The 13,520-nt window shown below is 69.3% G+C and carries 2 protein-coding genes; both read left to right on the forward strand.

The window, feature by feature from the left end; all coding sequences use genetic code 11:
- The first annotated feature begins 55 nt into the window (after positions 1-55).
- Positions 56-11,623, forward strand: coding sequence for a tetratricopeptide repeat protein (locus WME76_RS10870; RefSeq protein WP_437960072.1), 11,568 nt, complete (start codon positions 56-58; stop codon positions 11,621-11,623).
- Positions 11,624-11,814: 191 nt separating this feature from the next.
- Complete coding sequence (locus WME76_RS10875; RefSeq protein ID WP_437960073.1) at positions 11,815-13,473, forward strand: serine/threonine protein kinase; 1,659 nt, start codon at positions 11,815-11,817, stop codon at positions 13,471-13,473.
- Positions 13,474-13,520: the final 47 nt, after the last annotated feature.

Genomic DNA, 13,520 nt, shown 5'->3' on the forward strand with positions numbered 1-13,520 from the left:
GGGACACGTGAGCGTTTCAATCCGTTCGAAGGTCGGGGCCGAGGGTCGATAATCAATGGATCTTGCGCAGCGTCTCAATCATCTCGAGTCGGTTCATGACTGGCAAGGGCTCGTCGAGGAGCTCGAGAAGGGGATTGCGGCCGAAGGGGACGCGACCCGGAAGGCGGCATATCACCTGAAGCTCGGGCGGCTGCTCGAGGAGAAGTTCCTTCAGGCCGTCAAGGCGCTGAAGCACTTCCAGGACGCGTACAAGCTGAATCCAGCGCTGCTCGAGGCGCTGGAGTCGGCTCGTTCCATCTACTGGGACCTCGGCAAGACCAACATGGTCCAGAAGCTCCTGGAGCTCGAGCTGAGGAACGCCCCGGAGGGGACCGCGGCCGCCGAGCTCCTCGTGGAGCTCGGCGACGTCCTGTGCGACGCGGGCGATTTCGAGCGGGCGACGGCGACGTACGCGCGTGCGCTCGGCGTCTCCGGCGGCACGAGCGAGGAGGCGCGCGCCTGCCTCGGCGACATGCAGGTCGATCAGTCGTCGTGGGCGGCGCACATGACGGAGCTGGTCGACGCGGCCGACGCGGCCGCGACCACGAGCGAGCGCAAGAGGCTGCTGCTCCGCGCGGCGCGGCTCGCGAAGCGCTTCGATCGCGGTCAGCTCGAGGACCTGCTCCGGCGGGCGTACGAGGTGTCGCCCTCCGACAAGCAGGCCGCGGCGATGTTCGAGGGGCTGCTCGCCGAGGAGGAGCGGCCGCAGGCCATCGTGGAGACGCAGCGCCGCATCCTCGACGCGCGCTCCGGCGTGTCGCGCGGCGAGGCGGCGTTCAAGTTCGGCGTCCGCTGGGCCACGCGGCACCAGAACGTCGAGATCGGCTCGAAGCTCCTGGAAGAAGCGCTCCGGTACGACCCGTCGAACGAGGCGGCGTTCGCCTACCTGCGCGAGCTCTGGGGGACGAAGGAAGGCAACTGGGAGCGCGTCGCGGCGCTGGCGGAGAGCGCCGCTAACCAGAACGGCAGCTCCCCGTACATGATCGCGCAGGCGGGCGGCGTCGCCTGGCGGCAGCTCGGAAACCTCATTCGCGCGAGGAGCTGGTTCGAGCGGCTCGCGGCGGTCGCCCCGACGCACCCGAGCGTGAGCGCGTTCGAGGCGCAGATCGGCGAGCGCCTCACGGCCGCCGCGCCCACGCCCGCGCCCGTGGCCGTCACGCCTGCGGCGCCCGTGGCTGCGGCGCCCGCGCCCGCGCCTGTCGATCGCGCTGCGGACGCCACGCCCATCCCCGTGAGCGCGCCGCCGCCGGTCAGCGTGCGCGCTCCCGTGAGCGCGCCTGCGCCGGTCAGCGCGCCTGCGCCGGTCAGCGCGCCTGCGCCGGTCAGCGCGCCTGCGCCGGTCAGCGCGCCTGCGCCGGTCAGCGCGCCTGCGCCCGTGAGCGGCAGGGCGAGCACGCCCGCGGACGTTCCGGCCGACGCCTCGTCGGACGAGGACGGCGGCGCCAGGATCTCGGTGGTCGCGGCAGAGCCGGCGCCGCCGGCGCGCGCGCCCGCCGAGAGCAGGCCCGCCGACTCCGAGGTCGGCCGGCGCCCGACGGCGCCGCCGCCGCCCGCCGCGGAGGCCGCGGGTCGGGTCGAGGAGCTCAAGGCCAAGGCCCAGAAGCAGGAGCAGGCCAAGCGGTACAACGAGTACGTCAAGACGCTGATCGAGATCGCCGAGGCGGTGTCGGATCCCGCCGAGAAGATCGAGAACTACTCGAAGGCGGCCGAGCTCTACTCGGGCAAGTTCTCGAACGCGGCCGAGGCGGTGAAGTGCTACGAGGCGATCCTCGCGATCGACGGCGAGCACGCGCAGGCGATCGACTTCCTCCGCCAGAGCTACGAGAAGCGGCGCGACTGGGAGAAGCTCATCGGGCTGCTCCGCCGCGAGGCCGCGGCGCTCCCGGAGGGCGGCGAGCGCGCCGCGAAGTACCTCGAGATCGCGAAGCTCGCGTCCGAGCGCGTGAAGAAGGTCGACTTCTGCATCGAGCTCTGGGACGAGGTCCTCGCGAACGACCCGGAGAACCCCGAGGCGCTGAACGCGCTGGCCGGGCTCTACGAGAAGAACAAGGACTACCAGGCGTTCGCGCGGGTGCTGCAGAAGCAGGTCGACACGACCTTCGACAGCACGCAGAAGCTCGCGCTCCTCAGCAAGCTCGCGCAGCTCTACGGCGAGCGCCTCAAGGACGACGAGGCCGCCGTCCGCGCGTGGCAAGAGGTGATCGCGCTGAACCCCCAGGACCGCAAGGCCCAGGAGGCGCTCAAGAAGGCGTACCTCCAGCTCCAGCGCTGGGACGACCTCGAGGTGTTCTACGCCGAGAGCGGCAAGTGGGACGAGTTCATCCGCGTCCTCGAGTCGCAGGAGGCGAAGGAGACCGACGACGCCGCCAAGATCAGCCTGCTGGTCAAGATCGCCGAGCTCTGGATGAACCAGAAGCAGAAGGCCGATCGCGCGGCGCGCGCCTACGAGAAGGTGCTCTCGATCGACGGCTCGCACCTCGCCGCGGCCGAGGCGCTGATCCCGATCTACACGCAGGCGAACAACCCGAAGGGGCTCGCCGGCGCGATCGAGGTGAAGCTCTCGCACGACCAGGACGACGTCTCCCGGCTCGACCTCTACCGGCAGGTGGCCGCGCTGTACGAGACGCGGCTCAAGGAGCCGCAGCGCGCGTTCGAGCGCTACCTCTCCGCGTTCCAGATCGCCCCGCAGGACGAGCAGTGCATCGACGACGTCGAGCGGGCGGCGCGCGCCACCGAGGGGTGGGACGCGCTCATCGACGCGTACTCGACGGCGATCTCGCGCGCCGAGGGCGAGGGGGACATCGCGCTCGGCGTCGATCTGCGGCTCCGGCTCGGGCGCGTGCTGCTCGACGAGGTGAAGCGCATCGACGAGGCGCTCGCGCAGTTCCGCGCCGTGTACGAGGCGGACGGCGAGAACCAGGCCGCGATCAGCGCGCTCGAGCGGCTCTACCGCGAGACGGGCCGGTTCGGCGATCTGCTCGGCATCTACGAGAAGAAGCTCGACATCATCACCGAGCCCGAGGAGAGAAAGCAGATCCTCTACGCCATCGCGGAGCTCTACGAAGGGGAGCTGCGCGACGCGGCGCGGGCGATCGCGACGTACCGCCAGGTGCTCGACGACGAGCCGACCGACCCGCAGGCGCTCGCGGCGCTCGACAAGCTCTACCGCGAGCAAGGGGACTGGGAGTCGTACGTCGACGTGCTCCGCAAGCGCATCGACTCCCCGCTCGACGAACAGGCGCTCATCGACCTCAAGTTCCGGCTCGGGAGCACCCTCGAGAAGCACCTGAACGATGCGGCCGGAGCGCTCGAGAACTACAAGGAAATCCTGATCCTCGATCCGGGCAACGACGCGGCGCGCCTCGCGCTCGAGGCGCTGCTCTCGAACGAGTCGCTGCGGGCCGAGGCGGCGGCGATCCTGCAGGAGATCTACGAGGGGCGCGGCGACTGGGAGAAGCTGATCCAGGCGCTCGAGATCCTCGCGGCGGCCGAGGGCGACACGGCGACGCGCGTCTCGCTGCTCCGGAAGGTGGCGCGCACGGCGGCCGAGAGCCTGAACGACCTGGGCCGCGCGTTCGACGCGCAGTCGCGGGCGCTCAAGGACGACCCGTCGCACGCCGAGACCCGGGCGGAGCTCGAGTCGCTCGCCGCGCAGGCGGGCGCCTGGGATCGGCTCGATGTGATCTTCAGCGAGATCGCGGACTCGCTGAGCGACGCCCGGCTGAGCCGCGAGTACTGGATGCGGCTCGCGAGCATCCACGAGCGGCTCGGCAAGGTCGAGGACGCGGCGAACGGCTACCTCCGCGTGCTCTCGATCGATCCGGCCGACTCGGAGGCGCTCGAGGCGATGGACGCGCTCTACCGGCGCACCGAGCGCTGGGGCGATCTCATCGGCGTCTACCGGCGCCGCATCGAGCTCGTGCACGAGCCCTCCGAGCGCGAGGGCCTCTACGCGCAGATGGCCGAGGTCTACGAGCAGCGGCTCGGGCAGCCGGAGGAGGCGATCGCCGCCTACCGCGAGGTCCTCTCCATCGACGACACGAGCCTGGTCGCGCTGTCCGCCCTCGACGGGCTCTTCAGCCGCCAGGGCATGTGGGAGGAGCTCGCGGACAACCTCGAGGCGCAGCTCAGCATCGCCGTCGAGGAGGAGGCGCAGATCCGGCTGATGCTCCGGCTCGCCGCGCTCCGGGAGTCGCGCATGCGGCTCGTCGACTCGGCGATCGACATCTACCGGCAGGTGCTCGAGCGCGAGCCGACGAACGTCGAGGCGCTCGAGGCCCTCGAGCGCCTCGGCAAGCTCCCCGAGCACGAGGTCGCGATCGCGGAGATCCTCGAGCCCCTGTACCGCCAGTCGGGCGACTACACGAAGCTCATCGGGGTGCACGAGGTGCAGGTGCGCCGCAGCGACGACGTGACCCGTCGCGTCGAGCTGCTCCACCAGATCGCCGTGCTCTACGAGGACGCGGGCGGCGACCTCAGCTCGGCCTTCGACACCTACGCCCGGGCGCTGAGCCAGGATCCGGCCTCGGAGTCGACGCAGGAGGGGCTCGATCGGCTCGCGCGCGCGACCGGTCGCTTCGCCGACCTGGCGCGCGTCTTCGAGACGCTGGCGGCGCAGCAGACCGACGCGGAGCTCGCGAGCACGCTCTACACGATGAGCGCGCGCATCTACGAGAGCGACCTCGGCGACATGGACAGCGCCGTCGGGCACTACCGGCGCGTGCTCGAGATCGATCCGCGCAACCTGCACGCGGCCGAGTCGCTCGAGCGGCTGTTCCGGACGTCGGAGCGCTACAACGAGCTGTCGCAGATCCTCCAGCAGAAGGCGGACATCCTCGACGACCTGAACGAGAAGAAGCTCGCGCTGTTCCAGGCGGCGAGCATCGAGGAGGAGGTGCTCGAGCGGCACGACCAGGCCATCGCGGTCTACGGCAAGGTGCTCGAGCTCGACGCCGAGGACCTGCGGGCGATCGACGCGCTGACCAAGCTCTATCTCAGCCTCTCGCGCTGGCAGGAGCTGCTCTCGGTCTACGCGAAGAAGGCCGATCTCGTCCTCGATTCGGGCGAGAAGAAGCGCATCTACTACCAGATCGGCGCGGTGTACGAGCGCGAGCTCGGCAACGTGGCGAGCGCCATCGACACCTACCAGCGGGTGCTCGAGATCGATCCGGACGACCTCCAGGCGCTCGGTCGGCTCGACGTCCTCTACCAGACCTCGCAGAACTGGCTCGAGCTGCTCAGCGTGCTCCAGCACGAGGCCGAGATCACCTCGGACCCGGCCGAGGGCATCAGCTACCAGTACCGGATCGCGGAGCTCTACGAGAAGCACCTCGACGACGTGTCCCGCGCGATCGAGCTCTACCGCGACCTCCTGCAGCAGATGCCGGATCACGAGCCGACGCTCCGCGCGCTCGAGCAGATCAAGGACGGGAGCCGGGACGCGCTCGGCGCCGCCCTGGTGCTCGAGCCGATCTACGACGCGTCCGGCGAGTGGCAGAAGCTGATCAGCGTGCTCGAGGTCCGGGTCCGGGTCGCCGAGGACCCGTACGAGAAGGTCGATCTGCTCCACCGCATCGCGCGCCTCTCGGAGGAGATGCTGAGCGATCACCTCTCCGCCTTCGAGACGTACGCGCGGGCGGTGACGTGCGACATCGGCAACGAGGAGTCGCTCTCCAACCTCGAGCGGCTCGCCATCATGGTGAACCGCTGGCCGCAGGTCGCCGCGCTCTACGACACGGAGCTCGGCCGGCTCGGCGAGGAGCCGTCGCGCTTCGTCGAGCTCGGGCTCAGGCTCGCGCAGATCTTCGAGACGCAGCTCGACGACATCGACAGCGCCGTCGCGCGCTACCGGCGCGTGCTCGAGGTCGATCCGGAGAACCAGGCCGCGATCGCGTCGCTCGACCGCCTCTTCACCGCGACCGAGCGGTGGAGCGACCTCGTGGAGATCCTCTCGCGCGAGGCGGAGATCGCGCAGTCGCCGGACGAGATCCTCGAGTTCAAGTACCGGCTCGGCGTGGTGCACCAGACCCGGCTCAATGACCTGCCGGCGGCCATCGCGGCGTACCGTGAGGTGCTCACCGCGGCCCCCGAGCACACGCCCACGCTGGAGGCCCTCGAGGGGCTCTTCGCGGCCGGGATCAAGCAGATCGAGATCGGCGCGATCCTGGAGCCGCTCTACCAGGCCGCGGCCGAGTGGGAGAAGCTCGGCGGCGTCCTCGAGGCGGAGCTCGCGCACCTCACCCAGGAGTCCGACCGGCTGGCGATGTACTACCGGCTGGGCGAGCTCCACGAGGAGCGGCTCATCTCGGTGGACGGGGCCCTCAGCGTCTACATCCGGGCGCTCAAGGAGTACCCGCGCGACGAGAAGACGCTCGAGGAGGTCGAGCGGCTCGCCGGCTCGGTCGACGGCGGCTGGGAGCTGCTCGCGAACGCGTACGCCGACGTGCTGGGCATCCACGCCGACAAGGAGGTGCAGACCAGCATCGGCAAGCGGCTGGCGCGCGTCTTCGAGACTGACCTCAGCGACGTCGCGAAGGCGGAGGAGACGTACCGGTACGTGCTCGGCATCGAGCCGCTCGAGGCGGAGGCGCTCTCCAACCTCGACCGGATCTACACGCAGCTCGAGCAGTACCCCGAGCTCGCGAGCGTGCTCGAGCAGCGGGTGCGCGCGACCGAGGACCGCCCGGAGCTCGTCGACCTCTACCTCCGGCTCGGCCAGACGTACGAGGAGCGGCTCGGCCAGCTCGACGACTCCATCCGCGCCTTCCGGCGGATCTTCGACGAGCTCGAGACGACGAACGAGCAGGCGATCAGCGCCCTCGAGCGCATCTACACGACCAAGGGGGCCTGGACCCAGCTCAAGGTCGTGCTGGAGCGCGAGCTCGAGAACGCGATGGGCGACAGCCAGGAGGCGGACATCCGCGCCAAGATGGCGCACCTGCTCGCCGATCGGCTGAACGACGTCCAGGGCGCGGTCGAGACGTGGAAGCGCGTCCTCGACCTCCGCGGTGAGGATCCGGAGGCGCTCGCGGCGCTGTCGAACCTGTACGAGCGGGTCGGGCAGTGGGCCGAGCTCTGCGACGTCCTCGAGCGGCACTACGACATCGCGATCGACGACGAGTCGCGCGTCGCGGTGCTGCTCCGCCGCGCCAAGCTGTTCCACGAGCAGCTCGGCCGCGACGACTCCTCGCTCGACGACTACCAGCGCGTGCTCGACATCGACTACGCGAACCTCGAGGCGCTCTACGCCATCGCGGCGATCTGGCGGCTGCGCAACGAGCCCGAGCAGATCGTGGGCGCGCTCCACCAGACGGTGGATCGCGCGCGGGACGTCCTGCCGGCCGAGAACGTGATCGCGCTCTACCGCGAGCTCGGGACGACCTACCAGCACGTCCTCGGGCAGTCGTACGACGCGATCGACGCCTGGCGGAAGCTGCTCGAGGTCGACCCGAAGGACTTCGAGGCGATGGCCGCCCTGGAGAACCTGCTCCGGGCGGAGGGGCGCTGGGTCGAGGTCATCGACGTCAAGATGGGCCGGGCGGCGGCCTACGAGTCGCCGGCCGACAAGGTGCGCGAGTACCTCGAGGTGGCGCAGATCTGGGAGCACCAGGTCGAGGAGAGGGACAAGGGCACGCTCGCGTACGAGAAGGTCCTGGAGCTCGAGCCGACGCACGACCAGGCCTTCGCGGCGCTCGAGCAGCTCCACGACGCGGCCCGGCGCAGCGAGCCGCTCATCGAGCTCTACCTCGCGCGGCTCGACTCGCGCGAGGAGGTGCACGAGAAGACCGAGATCCTCCGCAAGGTGGCCCGCGTCTTCGAGGAGCAGCTCGAGGACAAGCCCCAGGCCTTCGACGCGCTGCTCACGGCGTTCGAGATGGACTTCTCCGACATGGACACGGTCCGCTACCTCGAGCGCATGGCGCAGGCGACGAACCGCTGGCCCGAGCTCGTGCAGACGGTGAACGGCTGGCTGCAGCAGCAGACGGCGCCGCTCCAGAAGATCACGCTCTGCCTGCGGCTCGCCAAGTGGTACGCGGAGGACCTCGGCCACCCCGAGTACGCCCAGCCGTACTACCAGCAGATCCTCGCGTACGACCCGAACAACGTGGCCGTGCTGCGCCAGATGGCCAACTACCTCAAGAAGACCGGCCAGTGGCAGCAGCAGGGCCAGATGCTGACCAGCGCCCTCAACGTCGCGGTCACCGACGTCGACCGGAAGGAGATCCTGACCGAGCTCGGCGAGGTGCTCGAGAAGCACATGGGCGAGGTCGAGCAGGGGCTCAGCTTCTACCGGCGCGCCCTTGACGTCGATCCGCTCCACCTGCCGGCCCTCGAGGCGCTGGAGCGGATCTACACGGACCGTGATCAGTCGAACGATCTCGTCGACGTCCTGCTCCGCAAGGCGCGCGCCGTCACCGAGCCCGACGTGGTCGCGTCCGTGAAGCTGCGCACCGCCGGCCTCTACGAGACCAAGCTCGGCCTGATCGACAAGGCCGGCGCGGTCTACCGCGAGGTGCTGGACATCGACGCCTCGAACCTCCTCGCCATGCGGGGGCTCGAGCGCGTGTACACGAGCACGCACCAGTGGCCGGATCTCGTGCGCGTCCTCGAGATGCAGCTCGACGTGGTCACCACGGAGCGCGAGCGCATCGACGTGCTGATGAAGATCGCGAACCTCCAGGAGGAGCAGTTCCTGAAGCCCGATCTGTCGGCCGCGCGGCTCGAGCAGGTGGTCGAGATCGACCCGTCGCACGAGCCGGCGCTCGAGGCCCTCGAGCGCTGCTACCGCAGGCTCCGCCAGTGGCATGATCTCATCAACACGTACGACCGCCACATCAACGCCGCGGAGGATCGCCAGAAGAAGATCGAGCTCTGGTCCCAGACGGCGAAGGTCTACGCGGAGGAGATCGAGGATCTCGACCGCGCGATCGACGCCTACCTGAACATCGTCGACATCCAGGACACGCACATCCCGGCCCTGGAGGCGCTGGCCAAGCTCTACGAGAAGCAGGACAACTCGTCGAAGGCCATCGAGTACATGACGCGCGTCGCCGACCTCACGGCCGACGGCAAGCAGCGCGTCGAGATGTACTACCGCATCGGCCGGCAGCTCGACGAGAAGCTCGGCGAGCGGGTGCTGGCGCAGGAGCGGTTCGAGATGGCCCTCGATCTCGACCCGTCCCACGTGCCGACGCTGGCGGCGCTGCGGGTCATCGCGATCGACGCGGCCGACTGGGATCGCGCGGCGCGCTACCTCGAGCAGGAGCAGATGAACACCGACGCGCCCCGCGCCAAGGCGCGGTTGCTCGTCGAGCTCGGCAAGCTCCGCGACGACATGCTCGGCGAGCACGCGCTCGCGGTGCAGGCGTACGAGATGGCGCTCCAGAGCGACCCCGACAACGAGGACGCCGCGATGCCGCTCCTGAGCGAGTACGTCTCCACGGAGCGGTGGGCCCAGGCCGAGCCGCTCGCGGAGATGCTCGTCCGGAAGAGCGGCAAGCGCGACCGGTCAGAGCAGCACCGGCTGCAGCGGACCTTCGGGCGGGTCCTCGAGCGGCTCGGGAAGGACGAGGCGGCGCTCAAGGCCTACACGGCCGCGCACAACCTCGACCTGACCGACCAGGAGACGATCCGGGGCCTGGCGGACGTCAGCTTCAAGCTCAGCGACTGGGCGAGCGCGCTGACGAACTACCAGAAGGTGCTGACCAGCCTGGACGAGGCCGAGACCGAGGAGCGCGCCACGGTCTACTACAAGCTCGGCTGCATCAAGCAGGCGCAGGGGCAGTCGAAGCAGGCGGTCAACAACTTCGAGAAGGCGCTCGGGGCCGAGCCCTCGCACCGGCCGACGCTCGAGGCGATGGTCTCCGTCTACGAGGGGCTCAAGGACTGGAAGCTGGTCTGCCAGTACAAGCGGCAGATCCTCGACAACGTCATGGACGGCCTCGAGCGGTTCAGGATGTTGAACGAGATCGGCGACATCTGGGTCGAGAAGGAGAACAACATCCCGAAGGGCGTGGAGGCCCTCGAGGAGGCGCTCGAGCTGGAGCCGCAGAACCACGTGCTGCTCCACAAGCTGCTCCAGCTCTACCAGCGCACGGGGCAGTGGGAGCGGATGGTGGAGTGCCTCCAGCAGATCGCCGAGCTCGAGTCGCAGCCGGATCGCAAGAGCCGCTACCTCTACACGATGGCGCAGATCTACCGCGACAAGCTGGAGGACCCGGCGCGCGCGGTGGAGCTGTTCAACGACACGCTGGACCTGAACCCGCACTCCCTCGAGGCCTTCGAGCGCATCAACAAGATCCTCACGGCGCAGAAGGAGTGGAAGCAGCTCGAGCGGGCGTACCGCAAGATGCTGCACCGGGTCGCCGGCAAGGGGAACACGGACCTCGAGTACAGCCTCTGGCACGCGCTCGGGCTCATCTACCGCGACCGGCTCGGCGACAGGACGGCCGCGGTCGAGACGTTCCGCATGGCGTCGCGGCTCAAGCCCGATGACGCGACGGAGCACCTGATCCTGGCGGAGCTCTACGAGCAGGCGGAGCAGTTCGATCTGGCCACCGGCGAGTTCCAGGCGATGGTCAAGCTCGATCCGATGAAGATCGACCCGTACAAGCGGCTCTACCGCCTGTACGTGGACGGCAAGCAGTACGACCAGGCCTGGTGCGTGGCGGCGGCGCTGGCGTTCCTCCGCAAGGCCGATCCGGACGAGCAGCAGTACTTCGAGGACTACCGCCCGCAGGGGCTCATCCAGGCGAAGAGCCGGCTCGACAACGAGCAGTGGATCAGGAACCTGTTCCACGAGGAGGAGAACCTCTACGTCGGCAAGATCTTCGAGATGATCGCGGGCGCCGCGCTCAGGGCGAAGATCGAGACGCTGAAGCAGCGCAGGGAGCTGCCGGTCCTCGACCAGCGGTTCCTGCAGGATCCGGCGACCTCGACGGTGACGTTCGCCCGGACGTTCGGCTGGGCGGCCAACGTCCTCGGCATCACGGCGCCGCGGCTCTACGTGCGCAGCGACGTGCCCGGCGCGCTCGTGGCGGTGGCGAACGAGCAGCCGGCGTCCGTCGCGGGGCAGACCGTCTTGACCGGGTTCTCGCCGCAGGAGCTCACGTTCATCGTGGGCAAGCACCTCGCGATGTACCGCGGCGAGCACTACATCAAGACGCTGTTCCCGACGGTCACCGAGCTGACGGTGCTCCTCTTCGCGGGGATCAAGCTCGTCGCGCCCGACACGCCGGTGCCGCAGGACATCGAGAAGCAGATCACGGCCACCGCGCAGACGCTCCGCGGGTTCATGCAGCCCATGCAGCTCGAGGGGCTCCGGATGGTGGTCAAGAAGTTCCTCGCGGAGGGCGCGAAGGCGAACATCAAGCGCTGGGTCCAGTGCGTCGACATCACGGCGGCGCGCGCGGGCCTGCTCCTCTCTGGCGATCTCGAGATCGCCAAGAAGATCATCGCCGCCGAGCCGCAGCAGCCCGGGGATCTCCCGCCCCAGGACAAGCTCAAGGAGCTCATCACCTTCTCGACGAGCGATCAGTATTTCGCGCTGCGTCAGGCGCTCGGCATCGCCATCGGCGAGGGCTGAGCGCGCGCGGAGAACGGCCCAAGGTAGCGGAATTTTCCTCAACCATCGGAGCACCCGGGGCCGGGAGCCGTGCGCTCTCGGCCCCGGGTGTCGGTCGGGATGCACATCTCCATGAGTCTGCTTGACGAGTCAGCAATCCTTACGAACGATCGGGTGCTGTGACCTCGTCATCGATGATCGTCCGGCTCCCCGTGCAGTCCGCGAGAGGCTTCGGGAGATACAGGCTGATCGCAAAGCTGGGGCAGGGTGGGATGGCCGAGGTCTTCCTCGCTGCGCATCGCGGCCCGCTCGGGTTCGAGAAGCTGGTCGTGATCAAGCGGCTGAAGCCGGGCATCGCGACCGAGCCCGAGGTCAACGCGATGTTCCTCGACGAGGCGAGGCTCGCCGCGCGGCTGAACCACCCGAACGTCGTGCAGACGTACGAGTGCGGCCAGATCGACGACCAGTACTACATCGTCATGGAGTACCTGGAGGGGCACTCGCTCGACCGGATCTGCCGGAAGCTCGACCCCTCACGGCACCGCGCGATCTACCTGGCGATCCTCTCCGACGCGCTCGCCGGGCTGCACTACGCGCACGACCTCATGGACTTCAACGGGCAGCCGCTCCACGTGGTCCATCGCGACATCAGCCCCCACAACATCTTCGTCACCTACGACGGGCAGGCGAAGGTCGTCGACTTCGGCATCGCGAAGTGGGCGACGCGCGACGCGGACACCAGCACCGGCGTCGTCAAGGGGAAGATCCGGTACATGGCCCCGGAGCAGGCCCTCGCGACGATGGTGGATCGCCGCGCGGACGTCTTCTCGATGGGCCTGATCTTCTGGGAGCTCGTCGTGGGCGAGCGCTTCTGGGGGGATCTCTCCGACGTGCAGATCCTCCAGCGGCTCACGTTCGGCGAGATCCCGCAGCTGCGCGAGCGCTGGCCGGCGGCGCCCGAGGCGCTCGATCGCATCTGCTCGCGCGCGCTCGCGATGGCGCCTGAGGACCGGTACGCGACCGCGGCCCAGATGCGCGAGGACGTCGAGGCCTACCTCGCGACCATGGGGCGGCGCCCGTCGTCGGCGGAGATCGGCCGCCTGATCGGGGAGACGTTCGCGAACCGCCGCGCGGAGGTGCGGTCCGCGATCAGCGATCAGCTCGGTCGGCTCCACGCGGACACGGCCGACGGTCCGGAGGAGTTCGAGGTCCTGCCGGTGCTCGAGGAGCGCGGCGCCGCGCCGTGGTCCCAGCGAATGCCGATGTCGCAGATGGCCGCGCAGATGTCGCAGATGTCGCAGATGTCGCAGATGTCGCAACAGTACGCCCATCAGGTGCCGGACCACACGCTGGGCGACGACGGCGCGCGCGAGGACAGCATCTCGAACCGCCAGACGATCCCGACGATCATGGTGGCCAACACGCAGTCGACCCGGCGCAAGGCGCTGTGGACTGCCGGGATCGCGGTGCTCTCGGTCCTGCTGATCGGCGGGGCCGGGTGGGCGGTGATGACGATGAAGTGGACGCCGCCGGGACCTCCTCCGGAGCAGGTTCCTCCGGTCGAGACGACGGGCACGGGCCCCGGACCCGGCCCGACGCCTCCTCCCGTCGCCAACCTCATCGAGCTCCGGATCATCGCCACGCCGCTGGACGCGAAGATCTACCTCGACGACGTCGAGCTCCCCAGCAACCCGTTCTTCGCGCGGTTCAGCCGCGATGGCACCGGGCACCGCATCCGGGTCGCGGCCGACGGGTACACGCCGGAGGCGCGCTTCGTGGTGTTCACGCGCGACGAGGTGCTGACCATCAACCTGCGCCCCGTGGCGCAGGCGCCGACGCCCAGGTCGGGCGGCTCTTCGCCCCGGAAGTGACAGGCAGGGCCGCGGGCCCTCGTGGCCGCTGCGGACGCGCGCCGCGG

The organism is Sorangium sp. So ce119 (genome assembly GCF_051524405.1).
GTDB lineage: Bacteria > Myxococcota_A > Polyangia > Polyangiales > Polyangiaceae > Sorangium > Sorangium cellulosum_G.

What these genes read in the sequence shown, in the direction of transcription:
- WME76_RS10870 (WP_437960072.1), top strand. Translation starts at nt 56, where the DNA reads ATGGATCTTGCGCAGCGTCTCAATCATCTCGAGTCGGTTCATGACTGG.